The sequence below is a fragment of the Actinomyces sp. B33 genome, assembly GCF_028437565.1.
Taxonomy (GTDB): domain Bacteria; phylum Actinomycetota; class Actinomycetes; order Actinomycetales; family Actinomycetaceae; genus Pauljensenia.
This window is the reverse complement of record NZ_JAMRYR010000004.1, coordinates 304,960-322,052: the sequence shown is the minus strand read 5'-3', so window position 1 is coordinate 322,052 and position 17,093 is coordinate 304,960. Positions and strand designations below refer to the sequence as shown.

The window sequence follows — 17,093 nt, the reverse complement described above, 5'->3', positions numbered from 1 at the left end:
GCCCGGCACCGCCCGTGTGTCAGCGGCGGCGCCGTAGGGCCAGCAGGCCGAGTCCGCCGACGAGGAATCCGCAGGCGATGATCTGCGAGGCTCCCTCGGCGCCGGTGGCGGCCAGGACCCGCGACGTCTGAGACGGGGCCTTCTCACCGGTTCGGGGAGTCGGCGCAGGAGCGGGCGCCGGCTCAGGCTGGGGCTGAGGCTGAGGCTGAGGCTGAGGTTGCGGCTGCGGCTGCGGCTTCGGCTCAGGTTGCGGCTGAGGTTCCGGCTGGGGCTGAGGCTTCGGCTTCGGTTGCGGCTCCGGCTGAGGCTGGGGCTGGGGCTGCGGCTCCGGTTGAGGCTCGGGCTGGGGCTGAGGCTCGGGCTCCGGCTGAGGCTGCGGCTCCGGCTGAGGCTGCGGCTCCGGCTGCGGTTCGGTTCCCGGCTCCTTGTCGATGACCCTGAGCCCGACGATCTCCGGGTTGTGGTCCGACGAGCGGTACGGGTTGTCCGCCTCGAATGCCAGCGCGGAGAAGCCGGCGTGGGAGTACTCGAAGGCGACGGCCTCCTGCGCGTTGACCGCCCACGAGGCGACGCCGACGATTCGTGAATCCGCCAGGCTGTTGGCGAAGACGTGATCGAGCGAGCCGGAGCGCCCGCCGTAGACGTAGGACGGCGGTCCGACGGGTTCGCGGTGGACCCATCCTGCCTGGGTGAGGACTTTCAGCGGGTCCTCCATCGAATAGGAGTTGAAGTCGCCGACGAGGAGGGTCGGCTTGTCGGAGAACTTCTCCGCGAAGGCGGCCAGGGCCGTGGCCTGGGCGACGCGGATCGCGTTCGCGTTGCCCTGCCCGTCGCCGGAGTCCTTGTTCCCCTCCTCATGCCCCTTGGGCACGGACCCCTTCGACTTGAAGTGGTTGGCGATGACGACGAAGGGGACGGCGACCTTGTCGGGCCCGATCACCGGAGTGAACTCCTGGGCGAGGGGCTGACGGGCCAGGGAGGTGAAAGCCGCGTCGTCGAGGATCTGCGACTCCCCCACCGGCTCGACATTGGCCGGGCGGTAGATGAACGCCGTCCGGATCGCGTCCTCTTTGTCGGGTACGGTCGTCGGGCTCGGCACATGCCTCCACGTCCCCTCCCCCTCCTTCGCGTTCAGGGCGTCGACGAGGGCCTTCAGAGCGGAGTCGCGGTCCTCGCCGACCCCGGCCCCGACCGGGTTCTCGATCTCCTCCAGGGCGACGACGTCCGCGTCGAGGGCGGTGATCGCCTCGACGATCTTGCCCTGCTGGTTGAGGAAGGCCTGACGCGAGTAGGCGCCGCGGACCTTGCAGTTCTTGCGCCCGGCGGTGTTGTTCTGGGAGTCGTCGCTCTTGCACTTCCCGTCGTTCTCGCCCAGGTCGGTGAAGTAGTTGAGGACGTTGAAGGTCGCGACCTTGACGTCCCCGTCGACGGACGGGGCCTCGGGGCGCTCCCCGGCGATGGTCACGGGGGAGCGGTCCGGGTGGGCGGCCACCATCGCGGTCGGCTGGAGGACGAACTCCTTGTTGCGCGAGTCGATGAGGACCGGATGACCGAAGGTCGCGTGGTGGCCGACGCGGGCGGGCTGCCCGTTGGCCACGTAGGCGAGCGGCGCGGTGAGCGCCTTCTTCGGCTGGAGGTAGGTGTTCGTCCCGTCGTCGAGGGGGATCGCCTTGGCGGCGTTGTCGGCCTCGTACTTCCGGGCCTCGTCGCCGGGGGCGACGACGTCGGTCGCCGCGCGCAGGGGCTCGGTCCCCGGCGTCAGGGTGATCTTCCCATAGCGATCGGCCGAGTAGTTGTCGGTGATCGTCCACGTGCCCTGGGGGATGACGAGCATCGATTCGAGGGCCTCGAGCTGATCGGGGGTCGGGACGGCGCCCAGGGGGATCGGGGTCACGGGGTCGCACCCCTCGTCGACGACGGTGATCTTCGGGGAGGTGAGCTGAGTGAGGCTCAGCAGCTCGGGCTTGTCCTTTTTCTTATTGGATTCACCGGAGTACTCGGCGACCGTGCCGGTGACCTGGACGCATTGGCCGATCTGCGGCAGGGTCTGAGGATTCGTCGCCTTCGGCTTACCGAGGTAGACGAAGAGGCCGTCGGAAGCGGTCCGCGCGGGGTCGAAGGCGCCGCCGGTGCCCGGGGTCTGGATCGTGAAGCCGTCGAAAGTCGACGTCATACCGGATTCGCCGTGGGCGTAGGCGCTCGTCACGATGCCGACGGTCGTCACCTTCTTCTTCAGGAGGGCCGAGTCGTCACTGCCCTCCGCCGGCGTCTGGATGTCGCGGATCGGGATCGTCTGCGCGTCCGCTCGGATCGCGGCGGGAGCCGGGACCGGGGCCTCCTCGGCCGGCTTCTCCTCGGCGACCCCTTCCGCGGTCGGCGCCGTCTCCTCGGGGGCCGTAGATGCCGGGGCCGCGGGGGCCGACGGCTCGTCGACCCCGTCCTCGGGCTGGACTGGCGTCGGGGCGCTTTCGCCCGGATCCGCCTCGTCCGCGGCGGCGGGGGCGGCCTCGCCCGTCGAGATCGGCGCCGCATCGGGGGGCGAGTCGATTCCGTCTGCGGCGTGGGCGCTCGTCGGCAATGCGACGAGCGCGCAGACCGCGAGGGCGGCCAGACCCGCCCGCATCGTCTGTGTCTGCACCAGGGGTGTCCTCTCTTGTACGCCCTCCACACCGTCGTGAGGGCGAGTACCGATGTACCACAAGTTTCCTTCTTGGCACTTCAGGTTTTGACAAATGTACCAACAGTGGGAGGAGAAGACCACCCCCGCATCACGACGGGAAAGGACGAGCGCCCGGACCGCCCGGGCCGCGCTCGACGCCTATGCCCGGCATCGGAGCGCGACGACTCGGGCACGGCGATCCGAGCCCGTCGCGATCACGCGCCCGGCGGCGCGCGATCCAGGCGCTCTCGAACGGCTCTCAGCTCGGCGAGTAGGGGCTGACGACCACCTGGACCTTCTGCAGGTCCTTGACCTCGGAGAACCCGGTCGAGGCCATCGTCCGCTTGAGGGCGCCGACGAAGTTCAGCGACCCGTCGGCCCGCGTCGACGGACCGTAGAGGATCTGCTCGAGGCTCCCCGTGGTCCCGACGTGGACGCGCTGACCGCGGGGCATGTCCGGGTGCGTGGCCTCCGACCCCCAGTGCCAGCCGCGACCGGGGGCCTCCTGGGCGCGGGCGAGCGCCGCGCCGAGCATGACCGCGTCGGCGCCGCAGGCGATCGCCCGCGTGAGGTCGCCCGATCTGCCGATCCCCCCGTCGGCGATGACGTGGACGTAGCGGCCGCCGGACTCGTCCATGTAGTCCCGACGAGCGGCGGCGACGTCGGCGATCGCGGTCGCCATCGGGGCGTGGACGCCCAGCGAGCGCCGCGTCGAGTGGGCCGCTCCCCCTCCGAAGCCAACGAGGACCCCGGCTGCCCCCGTGCGCATCAGGTGGAGCGCCGCCGTGTCGGTGGAGACGCCGCCGACGATGACGGGCACGTCGAGCTCGTAGATGAAGCGCTTGAGGTTGAGGGGCTCGGCGCGGCTGGAGACGTGCTCGGCGGAGACCGCCGAGCCGCGGATGACGAAGAGGTCGACGCCGGCGTCGACGACGGCCCGCCAATACTTCTGGGTGCGCTGGGGGGAGAGCTTGCCGGCGACGACGACGCCGGCCTCGCGCAGTTGGGCGAGGCGGGCGGTGATGAGGGAGGCCTTGATCGGCTCGGAGTAGATCTGCTGGAGGCGGGCGATCGACTCGTCGCCGCCGAGGCGGGCGATCTCGTCGAGGATCGGCTCGGGGTCCTCGTAGCGGGTCCACAGCCCGTCGAGGTCGAGGACCCCGATGCCGCCGAGTCGCCCGAAGGCGATCGCCGTCTCGGGGCTCATCACCGAGTCCATGGGGGCGGCCATGATGGGGATGTCGACGTGGTAGGCGTCGATCTGCCATCCGACGTTGACGTCCTCGGGGTCCCGGGTGCGCCTGGCCGGCACCAGGGCGATGTCGTCGAGGCTGTACGCGCGTCGCCCCCGTTTGCCGCGTCCGATCTCCACTTCGTCGCTCATGCCCAGATTCTATCGAGGCATCGGGGATGCCCGTCGCCGAACCCGAGGGAACCGTCCCGGTCACCGCTCCCCTCCGGGGGGCGGTGCGCGCGATCGCGCCGGACCGCCGCCAGCCGCCTCATTCACCGGGCCCGGGGCCCCGCTCGGGAGCGGACGCCCCTCTCGTCGAGCCTCCCAGGATCCCGGGGACGCAGATGCGGGCGGGAGGAGGCACACTGGTGGCGACGAAGGAGGAGATGGATGAGCTGGACCGATGCGCCGTGGCTGGGATTCGACACCGAGACGACGGGGGTGGACGTCGGCGAGGACCGTCTGGTGACCGCGGCCCTCGTCCTGCGCCTGGGGGGCTCCCGCCCCGACGGCGACGACCAGGTGGCGACGTGGCTGGCCGATCCGGGGGTGGAGATCCCCGCTCAGGCGACGGCGGTCCACGGGATCTCGACCGAGCACGCCCGCGAGCACGGGCGCCCGATCGAGGAGGTCCTCGACGAGGTGGCCGCCACCCTCGTCGAGCACTGGCGGCGCGGCTACCCGGTCGTCGCCTTCAACGCCTCGTACGACATCACCCTGGTCGACTGCGAACTGCGCCGTCACGGCCTCGGCTCCCTGTCCGAGCGGTTGGGGTCCGACCCGGCGCCGGTCATCGACCCGCTGGTCCTGGATCGGGCCCTCGACCGCTTCCGCAAAGGGAAGAGGACGCTGACGACGATGGCCCCGCTCTACGGGATCGAGGCCCGGGCGGACGCGCACACGGCCCAGGCCGACGTCGCGATGACCCTCGACGTGCTCGCGGGGATCGCCGCCCGCTACCCGGAGGTCGCCGGGATGGGCGCCGCAGACCTGCACTCCTACCAGGTCGAGAGGCATCGCGAATGGGCCGAGGACTTCCAGTCCTACCTGCGCCGCCAGGGGCGCGACGCCGTCATCGATCCGCGGTGGCCGTGGATCGGCTGACGCGGCTCCCGACCGGATGGGCGCCGGACCTCACCGCTCGTTGACCAGGTCCAGCCAGGTCCGCTTCTCCCCGATGAGGAATCCGAAGTCGCGGTTCTGATCGGCGATCGCCGCGTCGGTCGCCGGATTCTTGATAAGGGCCGCGAGGACGTCGGGGGCCGCGGTGATGGCGCCGACGCCCTGACGGACCAGTTCGAGGACCTGCTCGGAGTTCTTGAAGGAGGCGGCCAGGACGTCGGCGTGCATGTCGTAGCTGCGCAGGGTCTTGTGGATCTCGGTGGCGACTCGTACGCCGTCGATGCCGTAGTTGTCCATGCGGTTGACGTAGGGGGCGACGTAGCGGGCCCCGGCCTTGGCGGCCATGAAGCCCTGCATCGACGAGTGGATACCGGTGGCCGTGACCTGCATGCCCTCCTTGACAATGCGGGGGATCGCGGCGAACCCCTCACGGGTGACGGGGAGCTTGATGAACAGGTTCCCGCTGAGGGCCGAGCGCAGCGCCTTCGCCTCGGCGACCATGTCGTCGGCGCGCTGGGAGACGATCTGGACGTGGATCTGGGAGCCGACGGGCAGGACGTCGCGGATGCGCCGCAGGAGGTCGAGGGGCTCCTTGCCCTCCCGGTAGAGGATCGTCGGATTCGTCGTCACTCCGTCGATCGGCAGGTAGTCGAGGGTCTTCTCGATGGCCTCGACATTGGCGTGGTCGATGAGCATCAGCATGCGCAGTGGCCTTTCGGACGGCGATGGGAAGTCGTTCGTTCTCAGCGTACCCGTCGCACCGGGCCGAACGGCATGGACTTTCGGCCACGACCAACGAACGACCCCGGACGATCAACGCCCCGAGAGCACCACCGCATCGACGAAACCCCAGTCTCCGCCGACGAGGGAAGCTCGCGTCCTGGTCGCTGATATGTGCGGCCCGGGCTTGCCGGCCTCCATCGACGAGAAGAGCTCGTCTTTCCTCAGCGCACCCGTCGCATCGGTCCGCAGGGGCCGCGCCTTCGACCGGGATCCGCGATGGAGGGCCGGGGAGGTCGTCTTCTCCGGGCGCCGAATCGCCGCCGGGCACGGTCCCGACCGTCAGAGGACGATCGGGACCGTGCCCGGCGCGACGGGGTTCAGCTGTTGGCCCCGCTCGAGTGGTAGTTCGGCGCCTCGCTCGTCATCTGCACGTCGTGCGGATGAGATTCGCGCAGCCCCGCGGACGTGATCCGCACGAAGCGCCCATTGGCTTTGACCTGGGCGATGGAACCGGCGCCGAGGTAGAACATCGTCTGGTGGAGGCCCCCGACGAGCTGGTAGACCACCGAGGCGAGGGAGCCGGTGTAGGGCACCTGGCCCTCGATGCCCTCGGGGACGATCTTGTCGTCGGAGTCGACGTCGGCTTGGAAGTAGCGGTCCTTGGAATAGGACGTGCGCCCCCGCGAGCTCATCGCGCCCAGGGACCCCATGCCCCGGTAGCGCTTGAACTGCTTGCCGTTGGTGAAGACGACCTCGCCGGGGGACTCCTCGCAGCCGGCCAGGAGGGACCCGAGCATCACCGTGTCGGCGCCGGCGACCAGGGCCTTGCCGATGTCGCCGGAGTACTGGAGGCCCCCGTCGGCGATGAGGGGGACGCCGGCGGGGCCGCAGGCCTTGGCGGCCAGGTGGATCGCGGTGATCTGGGGGACGCCGACGCCGGCGACGACGCGGGTCGTGCAGATCGAGCCGGGTCCGACGCCGACCTTGACGGCGTCGACGCCGGCGTCGATGAGGGCTTGCGCCCCCTCGGTGGTCGCGACGTTGCCGCCGATGATCTCGATGCCGTCGAAGGCGGGGTCGGCCTTGATCCTGCGGATCATGTCGAGAGCGAGGGCCGCGCCCCCATTGGCCGTGTCGACGACGAGGACGTCGACGCCGGCCTCGGCCAGGGCCGTGGCGCGCTCCCAGGTGTCCCCCCAGTAGCCGACGGCCGCGCCGACGACGAGGCGGCCGCGCGAGTCCTTGGTGGCGTTGGGGTACTGCTCGGTCTTGACGAAGTCCTTGACGGTGATGAGGCCCGTCAGGCGATCGTCGTCGTCGACGATCGGGAGCTTCTCGACGCGGTGGGTGGCCAGGAGGGCCTTGGCGTCCTCGCGGGAGACGCCGACGGCGCCGACGACGAGGCGCTCGCGCGGGGTCATGCAGTCGCGGACGCGCAGGGCGGACCACTGGGCTTGGGGGACGAAGCGCAGGTCGCGGTTGGTGATGATGCCCAGGAGCTTGGCGTCCTCGTCGACGACGGGCAGTCCGGAGACGCGGTAGTGACCGCACAGCTCGTCGAGCTGTTCGATGGTGGCCTCGGGGCCGACGGTCACGGGGTCTTCGACCATGCCGGATTCGGAGCGCTTGACCTGGCGCACTTGGGCGGCCTGGTCCTCGATGGACAGGTTGCGGTGGAGGATGCCGATACCGCCCTGGCGCGCCATGGCGATGGCCATGCGGGCCTCGGTGACGGTGTCCATGGCCGCCGATAGGAGCGGGATGCGCAAGGAGATGTTCTTCGTCAGCCGCGACGTGGTGTCGACGGTGGAGGGGACGACGTCGGTGAGCTCGGGGAGCAGGAGGACGTCGTCGTAGGTCAGGCCGGTCAGTCCGAATGGATCGTTCTCGATGTAGTCGCCCATGTGCCGAGTGTAGGCGCGCCCCATGCCGGGGTCGTGCCCGGGGCGGGGCCTGGGGGCCGGGGCGTGGGGTGTCTCACCCGTCTGCGGGCGTCATGCCGATGTGGGAGTCGGCGTCGGGTGCGAGCAGGGCGAGGGCCTCTTCGACGCATGCGGCGGCGGTTCTCACGCGGATCACCCGGCTGTCGAGGACGACGGGGGTGTCCGGTCCGACGAGGAGGATGTCGAGGTCGTATTGAGCGGTGAGGGCGTCGATGAAGGTCCTGCACGAGGCCCCCGTTCCCAGGACGATCGCCAGGCCGACGGCGCGGTCGGCGACGTGGGAGGCGAAGCGCTGGGCCCCGGTCCCGTCGCAGCGGTCCTCGGTCGACAGGAGCCGGACGTCGAGGCCGTACCAGGCCAGGGCGACGCCGACGACCTGGGCGGCGAGGTAGTGCGCGTCGTCGGACATGACGACGACGGGGCGGGCGGAGGCGCAGACCGAGGGGCGCTGGCGGTAGATGGCGCCGAGGACTGCGAGGAAGGCTGCGGTCAGCGTGGTCGCGCCGTTGGCCCCGGGCAGGTGGCCGGCGGAATCGGATCGGATCGCGTCGAGGGCGGGGACGACGAGGCGGCTCCACGTGTGGATCAGCCCGTGGTCGCCGACCGACGCCTCGAGGAGGTCGATGACGTGCGTGGTCGACGAGGCTGCGGCGAGCTGGGCGAGTTCGTCGGGGCAGGAGGGGGGCGTCTCGTCGGAGTGGGGGTCGGGATCGGGGGCGGGCTCCGCGAGGACGGCTGCGGCGGCGTCGGCGGGGGCGACGCCGGAGTGAACGAGGTCGACCATGCGGCTCAGCCGAGCGACGTCCTGGGGGAGGTAGCGCCGGTGGGCCCCGGCGCGCCGGTCCCCCGGACCGAGGCCGTATCGGCGCTCCCAGGTGCGCAGGGTGGAGGCGGAGACTCCGAGCCTGGCGGAGACGGCGGTGACCGACAGCGGCACGTTCGGCTGCGCGGCGGCCAAGTGAGCGCGAGGCATCGCTTCCCTCCCATAGGTATTCATTCCTGGAGCATCTCCTGATGCCCGATTGTGGCCCTCCCGGGCTGGACGCGCCACCGCAATGGACTCCTCCATCATCCGATGAGGGGTCGGAATGATGGTCCCGTGGCGGATCTGCGCGGGTCGCTGGATGTGTCAATCGATACGCAACTGTATAGATACCCGGACTCACTCATACGTTCACCACAAGTGAACATATGAATGTAATTTATGAGCGCTACTTGAATAGCTATTGCGCAATTGCGTATGGTGAATCCTGTTGGCCCCGGGAACTCCCCACGGCCCAGCACGGAATGAGAGGCCCCCATGACCGACGTCTCACGACTCCCCGGCCCCATGATGGAAGCCTGGGACTGGCAATACGACGGAGCCTGCCGCGAGCTCGACACCGAGCTCTTCTTCCACCCCGAGGGAGAGCGCGGATCTACCCGCCGCCGCCGCGCCGCGAACGCCAAGGCGATCTGCGCCGCCTGCCCCGTGCTCGACCAGTGCCGCGAATACGCCCTGTCCGCCCAGGAGCCCTACGGCATCTGGGGCGGCATGACCGAAGAGGAGCGCCGCGAAGAGGTCCGCTCCCGCCAGAGAACCGCGCGACGAGCCTCCTGAGCGCCCCGCCCCCCGCCCGCACGACGGCGCCGCATCGCGGCGCCGTCGTCGCGTCCGTGGCACACTGGAGCACCCGCCCCACCATCGACCCCGGATCGGAACATGACCTCACCCAGCCCCGAGCCCCCCGCCCCCGCGCGCAGGCGCCGCTCCCCCCTCGTCGGCGCCCTCCTGGCGGTCATCGCCGTCCTCGTCCTCATCATCGCCCTCCTCATCGCCGACCGGGCCCGACTCTCCGACGACCTCGACGCCGCCCGGGCCTTAGCGCCCCAGTCCTCCCAACAGGCCGGCGCCGGCGCCGAGCCCCCGGCCTCCGCCGTCCCGACGACCGACCCCCAGGTCCTCGCCCTCATCCGCGAGCAGATCCACCGCGATCCCGAGGACCCCCAGGCCAAGGGCGACGTCGACGCCGATACGGTCCTCGTCCTCTACTCCGACTTCGCCTGCCCCTACTGCACGCTCTTCGCCCAGCAGATCCAGCCCGGCCTCGCCGATCTCATCGACGACGGCACACTGCGCATCGAATGGCGCGACCTCGCGCAGATCACCGAGACCTCCCCCCTGGCCGCCCAAGCCGGCCTGGCCGCCGGGGAGCAGGGCAGGTTCTGGCAGTTCCACGACGCCGTGTACGGCGCCGCCGACCCCAACGACCACCCGTCCTACACCGAGGACTCCCTCGTCGCCTTCGCCCAGCAGGCCGGCGTCGCCGACCTCGACCGCTTCCGCGAGACCATGACCGCCCAGGCCACGGTCGACACCGTCGCCCGGGCCAAGCAGCACGCCTACGAGATCGGCATCACCGGCACGCCCTTCATGATCGTCGGCGACGCCGTGATCTCGGGCTACAAGGATCTCGACTACATCCGCACGACCGTCCTCGAACAGGCCCGATCGACCGGGAATGAGTGACATCGCGCCCATCGCCGCGCTCCTGGGCGGCGTTCTTACCCTCGTCGCCCCGTGCTCGGTGATGCTCCTGCCGGCTTTCTTCGCCTACGCCTTCGCCTCCCCGACGACCCTCATCGCCCGCACCGCGACCTTCTGGCTCGGGCTCCTCGCCGTCCTCCTGCCCCTGGGGATGGCCGCCTCGACCCTCGGCGCCGTCCTGCGCGACCATATGGGCCTCATCACCCGCATCGGCGCGGCCATCGTCATCGTCCTGGGGATCCTCCAGGCCCTCGCCGTCGAGACCCCCCGGTGGCCTCGGCCCCGCGCCCGAGCGCAAGCCGACCGGGACTCCTCGAAGCCCCTGGCGGTCTTCCTCCTGGGAGCCGCCTACGGCTTAGCGGGAGTGGGCTGCGCCGGGCCGATCCTCGGCGCCGTCCTCGTCTCCGCCGGCCTGGGCGGCGACCCGGCGCGAGGGGCCCTCCTCATGACCCTCTACGCGACGGGGATGGCCGCGCCCCTCGGCGCCCTCGCCCTGGCCTGGCAGACGGCCGGGGACAGGACCCGCCGCCTCCTCAGACCGCGTCCGCTCACCCTCCTGGGACGGGCGACGACGTGGACGAACGCCGTGTCCGGCGCGATCCTCGTCGCGCTGGGCCTGGGGATGCTCGTCGTCGGGCCGACGAACCCCCTCGGCTCCCTCGTCGGCTCCGAGCGCCTGGCCGCGTGGGAGGAACGGATCATCGACCTCGGCGCCCGGATGCCGTGGTGGCTCATCGCCGTCTCCGTCGCGCTCCTGGTCGCCGCCGTCTGGGCGATGCGCCCCCAGCGGACGCGGAACGGGCCCCACCCCGAGGGGTGAGGCCCGTCCTCCCGGCCGATCCGACCGGGTGAGCGATCAGCGCTCGACGACCGCGAGGACGTCGCGGGCCGAGAGGATCTGGTACTCCTGGCCCTCGTACTTGACCTCGGTGCCGCCGTAACGGCTGTAGATCACGACATCGCCGACGGAGACGTCGACCGGCACGCGGTTGCCGTTGTCGTCGATGCGGCCCGGGCCGACGGCGATGACCTCGCCCTCCTGGGGCTTCTCCTTGGCGGTGTCCGGGATGACCAGGCCCGAGGCGGTGGTCTGCTCGGCCTCGACCTGACGGATGACGATGCGGTCCTCGAGGGGCTTGATGGAGATCGACATGGCGACTCCCTTTCTCACAGATGACGAATACCGTCCCTTCCCTGCCGTCGCGGGGGTCAGGCGCGGGACACGACCGCGGCTCCTCGCCGCGTTCCGGGGTCGAGTCTAGGCTCGTGTTGGCACTCCGGCAAGCCGAGTGCCAACACGTCCTCCCGGATGCTCCGAGCGCCGCGCCGGGGCCTCATCGGCCCCACCGCCGGGCACTCGCCGTCCCGCGCCCCGTCGAACACGCCCGCCCGCGGACAGGCTCCCCCTCACGCGCGCGCCGACGCGCGGGATGGTCGCAGCGATGCGCGGCGAGTGGGCGCCGTCCCCGCGCACGCGCGCCGACGCACCGGCTCCCTCTTCCGGCACCGGCGACGCCACCGGACAGCGGAAGCCCATCCGCCACCGGCCGGAACCCCACACGAATGCGCTCATGACACAATTCCCCCGTGCCCTCCTGCCTCGAACCGATCCTCTCCTCCCCCGGGTGGGAGCTCCTCCAGGCGTGGGAGTCGCGCCCCGAACGCGCCTCCACCGATCCCCTCGCCCTCGGACGGGCCCTGCGCCGCTCCGGCGTCTCCCCCGAGACGGCCGCCGCCGTCCTCGGCCAACTCGCCCTGCGCGACCGCGCCGAGGCCAAATTCGGCGACTTCGCCCGATCGATGATCTTCACCCGGGACGGACTCGAACAGGCGACCCGCCTCGTCGTCGCCGCCCTCCACGCCCGGCGATACGTCGACTCCGGCGCCACCCGCGTCGCCGACCTGGGCTGCGGGATCGGCGCCGACGCGATGGCCATGGCCGGCCTGGGCCTGGGGGTCCTCGCCATCGACATCGACGACGAGGCCGCCGCCGCGGCCGCCGTCAACCTGCGCGCCTTCCCCGACGCCCGCGTCGAACTCGGAGACGCCACCGACCTCGACCCCCAGGACTTGACGGCGCGCGGCGTCGACGCGATCTACGCCGACCCCGCCCGACGCACCGGCGCCGCCCGCGGCTCGACGCGCCTGCACGACCCCGAGTCCTGGTCCCCGCCCCTGTCCGCCGTCCTCGCCTGGAGCGAAAGCATCCCCCGGGTCGGCGCCAAGCTCGCCCCCGGCATCGACCACTCGGCGCTGCCCGGCGACTGGCGGGCGGAATGGACGAGCGTCGACTCCGACCTCGTCGAGGCCGCCGTCTGGTCGCCGGACCTGGCCCCGGAGGGACCCGGGCGCACCGCCGTCGTCATCCGCTCGGGCCGCGCACACCGCCTGAGCGACCCCGACGTCCGCCGTGCCGACGCGCCCGTGCCCGCAGCCCCCGTCGGCCCCCTCGGATCGGTCATCGCCGAACCGGACGCCGCGGTCATCCGCTCCGGCTGCGTCGCCCGCCTCGCGGCCGACCTCGGCGCCCACTGCGTGTCCGAGCGCATCGCCTACCTCACCGGCGATGACCTGCCCGCCTCCCCCTTCGTCCGACGCTTCGAGGTCGTCGACGCCGTCGCCCTGCGCCCCAAGGCGATCACCGCCGCCCTGCGGGCGATGGGCGCCGGCCGCGTCGAGATCAAGAAGCGCGGCGCCGACATCGACCCGGCCGCCCTGCGGGCGCGCCTGTCCCTGACCGGGGACGCCGACGCCGTCGTCATCGCCACGCGCCTGGAGGGCCGTCATCGCGCGATCATCGCTATTCGCTGTGACAATCGAGCCCGATAACACGACCGCCATGCGCACCACTGACCGAAGGGCACCGCCCGATGACCTTGACCTTCGCCCATTCCGAACGTTCCAGCCTCGGCATCGAATGGGAGCTCCAACTCGTCGACGAGAACTCCCGCGACCTGCGCCAGGCAGCCGACACGATCCTCCAGCGGGCCGGACTCGACTCCGAACGGGCTGCGCGCGAGAACATCCACCGTGAGATGTTCCTCAACACGATTGAGGTGACCTCACTGCCCCGTTCGTCCGTCTCCCGATGCCTCGCCGATCTCACCGAGGCCATCGATTTCCTCAGCCCCTTCGCCCGCGAACTCGGCATCGATCTCGTGTCGGCCGGGACTCACCCCTTCGCGCGCCCCAGCCGCCAGATCGTCACCGGTTCGGACCGCTACACCCGCCTCGTCGAACGGACACGGCATTGGGGCCGTCAAATGCTCCTATACGGCGTCCACGTCCACGTCGGCATCGAGGACAGGCGCAAAGTCCTGCCGATCCAGGACGCCCTCGTCGCCCATCTCGGGCACCTCCAGGCCATCGCCGCGTCGTCCCCCTTCTGGTCCGGCGAGGACACCGCCTACGCGAGCAATCGGGCGATGCTCTTCCAGCAGCTCCCGGCGGCGGGCATCCCGCGACGATTCTCCACGTGGAACGACCTGGAGGCCTACGCCGACGGCATGATCCGGGCGGGCGCGATCAGCGTCTTCGACGAAGTCCGCTGGGACATCCGTCCCTCGCCGCGGCTCGGGACCATCGAGGTGAGGGCCTTCGACTCGGCGACCAATCTCGCCGAAGTCGGGGCCTTCGCCGCGCTGACCCACTGCCTCGTCGAGGACTTCTCGCGCAGGCTCGACGCCGGCCTGGCCCTTCCGGCGATCCCCGACTGGTTCATCGCCGAGAACAAGTGGCGCACCGCCCGCTACGGGCTCGAGGCCGATCTCATCACCGACGAATCCGGCGGGTCGATCGGCGCTCGGGCGGCGATCGACGATCTCGTCGACCGACTCCGGCCGATCGCCGACGATCTGGACTGCGCGGGCGAGCTCGACTCCATCGCCCAGATCATGACGATCGGGGCCTCCTACGAACGTCAGCGCGTCGTCGCCGCGCGCGCGGGCGTAGACGCGGTCGTCGATCTCATGCGCGCCGAGATGAGCCTCGGCCGGCCGATCGCCCCACGGGAATTCCTCACGCGCCGTCGCGACACGTGAGGGGCCCTCCCCGAACGGGCCCGGCCGCCCCCTCGTCGCGCCTCAGCTCCCGGCGGGCGCCATCCACGTCTGCGTCAACGGCATCCCCGAATCCGGGGAGAAGTCCCAGTCGGAGGGCGCGACCCCCGCGCGCACGAGCGCCGACCCCATCGCCGCGATCTGCGCGCCGTTGTCCGTGCAGAAGCGCAGCGGGGGCATCCGCACGCTCAGTCCCGCGGCCGCGGCCCGCTCGCCGATCAGGGCCCGCAGCCGCGAGTTCGCGGAGAACCCCCCGCCGACGACGATCGTGCCGCAGCCGGTGTCGAGGGCGGCGCGCACCGCCTTGGCGGTCAGCGAGTCGTTGACGGCCTCGGAAAAGCCCGCGCACACGTCGGCGGCGTCGATCCGCTCGCCGCGCTCGCGCGCGCCCTCGACGTAGCGGGCGACCGCGGTCTTGAGTCCGGAGAAGGAGAAGTCGTACTTGTGGCGGTCCTTGTCCTTGCCGGCGGCCAGGCCGCGCGGGAAGCGGATCGCCGAGCGGTCGCCCTGCTGGGAGAGCCGATCGACGTGGGGTCCGCCCGGGTAGGGCAGGTCGAGGAGGCGCCCGACCTTGTCGAAGGCCTCTCCGGCCGCGTCGTCGAGGGTGCCGCCAAGTTCGCGCACGTCGGTGGCGAGATCCTCGACGAGGAGGATGTTCGAGTGGCCGCCGGAGACGACGAGGCCGATGAAGCGCTGCGGCAGGGGGCCCTCGGCGACGGCGTCGACGGCGAGGTGGCCGATGACGTGGTTGACGCCGTACAGGGGCGCGCCGATGGAGGAGGCGAGGGCCTTGGCGGCGCAGATGCCGACGGTCAGCGATCCGACGAGGCCGGGGCCGGCGGCCACGGCGACCGCGTCGATCTCGTCGAGGCCGACGCCCGCCTCGTCGAGGGCGGAGTCGAGGGTCGGCAGGAAGGACTCGAGGTGGGCGCGCGAGGCGATCTCGGGGATGATGCCGCCGTAGCGGGCGTACTGGTCCATCGAGGTCGCCGTGCGGTCGACGAGCAGGTCGTGGCCGCGCACGAGGGCGACGCCCGTTTCATCGCAGGTGGATTCGATGCCGAGGACGAGTGGTTGAGTCACGGGCCCAGTCTAGTTCTCACCGGACGCGGCTTCGCGCCCGCCCCGTCGGGGGGCTCCCGGGGTTCCGCGCCGCGTCCTCGGGCGGCGTCCCGCGAGCGGATCGGGGTTGCGCCGCCCGGGCCCGTCCTCCCGGCTCACCGTCGAGCTTCCCACCGAACTTCCCACTCAACTTCCCACAGTGGGATGTTATGTGGGAAGTAAGGTGGGAAGCTCACTGCGGCAGGCGCCGGTACCGCTGCCGCGGACTCCTGGGTGGATCGGTCGGCTCGACGATCCCGGCGTCGATGAGCTCGTTGATCGCATTCTGAACAGACGTCCGGCTCAACCCGGTCAGGCTGACGATCTCCGATGTCGACGCGCTCTCGCGCCGCAGGATGATCTCTCGAACCCGATCCATCGACGTCTCATACCGTTCAGTCGGCGCAACCCTCCGGCGCCGAAAGATCACCGTGAAGTGGGTCAGATCGCTCTTGAACTCCGCGGGAGGCATGAGAGCCTCGGCGAGAGACGCCTGAATCACCTGTATGCCGGTCCCTCGATTCTCCGCGACGATCCCACCATCGGGCAACGAAACCGTCTCCAAAAAGGTCGCCAGGCGCTGGTTGCGAGTCGCGGATACCCCGGCACTTCCCAGCGTTGCGAGAGTCGTATTGCCGTACAGGCCGCCGGGGCTGGTGATTTCCAGCCGGTCGACGAACAGGTTGACCTGGACTTGCGCGCCTCTGGCCACCGGCGAGTAGTCGCGGTGCATCAGCGCATTGACGATCGCCTCCCTGACGGCGACCAAGGGATAGTCCGGGACTTCAGTTCTGAACTTCGCATCGATGAGCGCACCGGTCCGCATATTCTTCGCGACGAGATCAACCGTCCGTTCGACGAGTTCAGGAATGGGACCGGTCAGAGTCTCGCTGTCGAGAAGTCGAGCGCCCGTAAGGACCTCGGCCTTCGACGTCCCCGGGAACATCGCCCAGGTGACGGTCAATCGCGGGAAGAACTCCTGGGGATACTCGCCCATGGCGAGAAGGGCTCCGAGAGTAGGGGCGCTCTGCCTGCATACCCTCAGATGCTCAAGGGCCTGCTCGTCCCCGTGGGCGAACGTCTTGGGTCGCCGCTCCCGCTCGGCCCGCAGATAGGGGGCCAAGACCTCTTCGTCAAGATCGTCGAGGGAGGCTTCTTCGACGGGCTCCTCATCCCATTTCGGCTGGGTTCGCTGCTCGACCAGGCGATCGACCTCGTATTGGCTCATTCGCAGGTCCCCATCGCCCGTGCGGCGGTAGGAGCCGCCGTAACGCCCCTGGTCGGTGACGAAACAGGGCTTGTCGACAGTCGGGATCTCCTCGATCCGGGCGATGAGGAGGGGCGACCCTGCGAGGTCGTAGATCTCGATGCTCGGCCTGACGACCGGTGTCATTTGCTGGCATCTGGCGATCAATTGATTCTGCGCACTGGCCGGATCGAATCCAGGGGTCGGGGCGAATCCATCCGCTTCGGACAATCCGACGATCAGCAGACCCTCACCACTATTCGAAAAGGCGCTGAGCGTCGGCCGAATCTCCTTGCCAACGCCGCTCTTGACTTCGACCGTTTGGGAATCGAATCCCGTGACGCGCAGGTGGGCGACGATTTCCTCAACGTCTTCGACCAACATACCACTCAACATACCACTTACTTCCCACAGTGGGATGTTATGTGTGAAGTAGGGTGGGAAGCTCACTGCGGCAGGCGCCGGTACCGCTGCCGCGGA

At 70.4% G+C, this 17,093-nt stretch carries 14 protein-coding genes; 6 read left to right on the top strand and 8 right to left on the bottom strand.

What is annotated here, in order from left to right:
• Positions 1–19: 19 nt before the first annotated feature.
• Positions 20–2,638, bottom strand: a complete 2,619-nt coding sequence (locus M3T53_RS07975) for an ExeM/NucH family extracellular endonuclease (protein ID WP_334540566.1) — start codon at positions 2,636–2,638, stop codon at positions 20–22.
• Positions 2,639–2,918: 280 nt separating this feature from the next.
• A complete protein-coding gene (locus M3T53_RS07970) occupies positions 2,919–4,043 on the bottom strand; it encodes a GuaB3 family IMP dehydrogenase-related protein (RefSeq protein ID WP_272433971.1) in 1,125 nt (374 codons plus the stop codon).
• Positions 4,044–4,283: 240 nt separating this feature from the next.
• Between M3T53_RS07970 and M3T53_RS07965 the strand changes: the two genes are divergently transcribed.
• Complete coding sequence (locus M3T53_RS07965) at positions 4,284–4,997, top strand: exonuclease domain-containing protein (RefSeq protein ID WP_272433970.1); 714 nt, start codon at positions 4,284–4,286, stop codon at positions 4,995–4,997.
• A gap of 30 nt (positions 4,998–5,027) precedes the next feature.
• Here the strand turns inward: M3T53_RS07965 and M3T53_RS07960 are convergent, their stop codons facing one another.
• From M3T53_RS07960 to M3T53_RS07950, 3 genes are all read right to left on the bottom strand, one after another.
• Positions 5,028–5,717: a transaldolase family protein gene (locus M3T53_RS07960; protein ID WP_272433969.1), complete on the bottom strand. Its 690-nt coding sequence runs from the start codon at positions 5,715–5,717 to the stop codon at positions 5,028–5,030.
• A gap of 398 nt (positions 5,718–6,115) precedes the next feature.
• Positions 6,116–7,642, bottom strand: a complete 1,527-nt coding sequence (guaB, locus tag M3T53_RS07955; RefSeq protein WP_272433968.1) for an IMP dehydrogenase — start codon at positions 7,640–7,642, stop codon at positions 6,116–6,118.
• A gap of 73 nt (positions 7,643–7,715) precedes the next feature.
• Positions 7,716–8,654: a MerR family transcriptional regulator gene (locus tag M3T53_RS07950; RefSeq protein ID WP_272433967.1), complete on the bottom strand. Its 939-nt coding sequence runs from the start codon at positions 8,652–8,654 to the stop codon at positions 7,716–7,718.
• A gap of 327 nt (positions 8,655–8,981) precedes the next feature.
• Here M3T53_RS07950 and M3T53_RS07945 point away from each other — a divergent pair, with 327 nt between their 5' ends.
• From M3T53_RS07945 to M3T53_RS07935, 3 genes are all read left to right on the top strand, one after another.
• Positions 8,982–9,281 carry a WhiB family transcriptional regulator gene (locus M3T53_RS07945; RefSeq protein ID WP_272433966.1) on the top strand — a complete coding sequence of 100 codons (300 nt, stop codon included), beginning with the start codon at positions 8,982–8,984 and terminating at the stop codon, positions 9,279–9,281.
• Between the two features lie 102 nt (positions 9,282–9,383).
• Positions 9,384–10,190 (top strand): DsbA family protein, encoded by an 807-nt coding sequence (locus tag M3T53_RS07940; protein ID WP_272433965.1) that lies wholly within the window; start codon positions 9,384–9,386, stop codon positions 10,188–10,190.
• Positions 10,183–11,028 (top strand): cytochrome c biogenesis CcdA family protein, encoded by an 846-nt coding sequence (locus tag M3T53_RS07935; protein ID WP_272433964.1) that lies wholly within the window; start codon positions 10,183–10,185, stop codon positions 11,026–11,028. Before M3T53_RS07940 ends, M3T53_RS07935 begins: the two co-directional genes overlap by 8 nt.
• A gap of 36 nt (positions 11,029–11,064) precedes the next feature.
• Here M3T53_RS07935 and groES read toward each other — a convergent pair whose 3' ends face one another.
• Entirely contained in the window at positions 11,065–11,361 is a 297-nt protein-coding gene (groES, locus tag M3T53_RS07930; RefSeq protein WP_272433962.1) for a co-chaperone GroES, read from the bottom strand.
• A 434-nt stretch (positions 11,362–11,795) separates the two neighbouring features.
• On the opposite strand from groES, the gene M3T53_RS07925 reads away from it, so the two are divergent.
• Both M3T53_RS07925 and M3T53_RS07920 read left to right on the top strand, forming a co-directional pair.
• Positions 11,796–13,037 carry a THUMP-like domain-containing protein gene (locus tag M3T53_RS07925; protein ID WP_272433961.1) on the top strand — a complete coding sequence of 414 codons (1,242 nt, stop codon included), beginning with the start codon at positions 11,796–11,798 and terminating at the stop codon, positions 13,035–13,037.
• Between the two features lie 41 nt (positions 13,038–13,078).
• A complete protein-coding gene (locus M3T53_RS07920; RefSeq protein WP_272433960.1) occupies positions 13,079–14,248 on the top strand; it encodes a glutamate--cysteine ligase in 1,170 nt (389 codons plus the stop codon).
• A gap of 42 nt (positions 14,249–14,290) precedes the next feature.
• On the opposite strand, the gene tsaD is transcribed toward M3T53_RS07920, so the two are convergent.
• Entirely contained in the window at positions 14,291–15,349 is a 1,059-nt protein-coding gene (tsaD, locus tag M3T53_RS07915) for a tRNA (adenosine(37)-N6)-threonylcarbamoyltransferase complex transferase subunit TsaD (protein WP_272433959.1), read from the bottom strand.
• 211 nt (positions 15,350–15,560) lie between these two features.
• Positions 15,561–16,997, bottom strand: coding sequence for an ATP-binding protein (locus M3T53_RS07910; protein WP_272433958.1), 1,437 nt, complete (start codon positions 16,995–16,997; stop codon positions 15,561–15,563).
• Between the last annotated feature and the right edge of the window lie 96 nt (positions 16,998–17,093).

Excerpts from the sequence above, each read along its gene's own strand:
- M3T53_RS07970 (WP_272433971.1), bottom strand. The coding sequence starts at position 4,043 with ATGAGCGACGAAGTGGAGATCGGACGCGGCAAACGGGGGCGACGCGCG.
- M3T53_RS07965 (WP_272433970.1), top strand. The coding sequence starts at position 4,284 with ATGAGCTGGACCGATGCGCCGTGGCTGGGATTCGACACCGAGACGACG.
- M3T53_RS07960 (WP_272433969.1), bottom strand. The coding sequence starts at position 5,717 with ATGCTGATGCTCATCGACCACGCCAATGTCGAGGCCATCGAGAAGACC.
- guaB (WP_272433968.1), bottom strand. The coding sequence starts at position 7,642 with ATGGGCGACTACATCGAGAACGATCCATTCGGACTGACCGGCCTGACC.
- M3T53_RS07950 (WP_272433967.1), bottom strand. The coding sequence starts at position 8,654 with ATGCCTCGCGCTCACTTGGCCGCCGCGCAGCCGAACGTGCCGCTGTCG.
- M3T53_RS07945 (WP_272433966.1), top strand. The coding sequence starts at position 8,982 with ATGACCGACGTCTCACGACTCCCCGGCCCCATGATGGAAGCCTGGGAC.
- M3T53_RS07940 (WP_272433965.1), top strand. The coding sequence starts at position 9,384 with ATGACCTCACCCAGCCCCGAGCCCCCCGCCCCCGCGCGCAGGCGCCGC.
- M3T53_RS07935 (WP_272433964.1), top strand. The coding sequence starts at position 10,183 with ATGAGTGACATCGCGCCCATCGCCGCGCTCCTGGGCGGCGTTCTTACC.
- groES (WP_272433962.1), bottom strand. The coding sequence starts at position 11,361 with ATGTCGATCTCCATCAAGCCCCTCGAGGACCGCATCGTCATCCGTCAG.
- M3T53_RS07920 (WP_272433960.1), top strand. The coding sequence starts at position 13,079 with ATGACCTTGACCTTCGCCCATTCCGAACGTTCCAGCCTCGGCATCGAA.
- M3T53_RS07910 (WP_272433958.1), bottom strand. The coding sequence starts at position 16,997 with ATGTTGGTCGAAGACGTTGAGGAAATCGTCGCCCACCTGCGCGTCACG.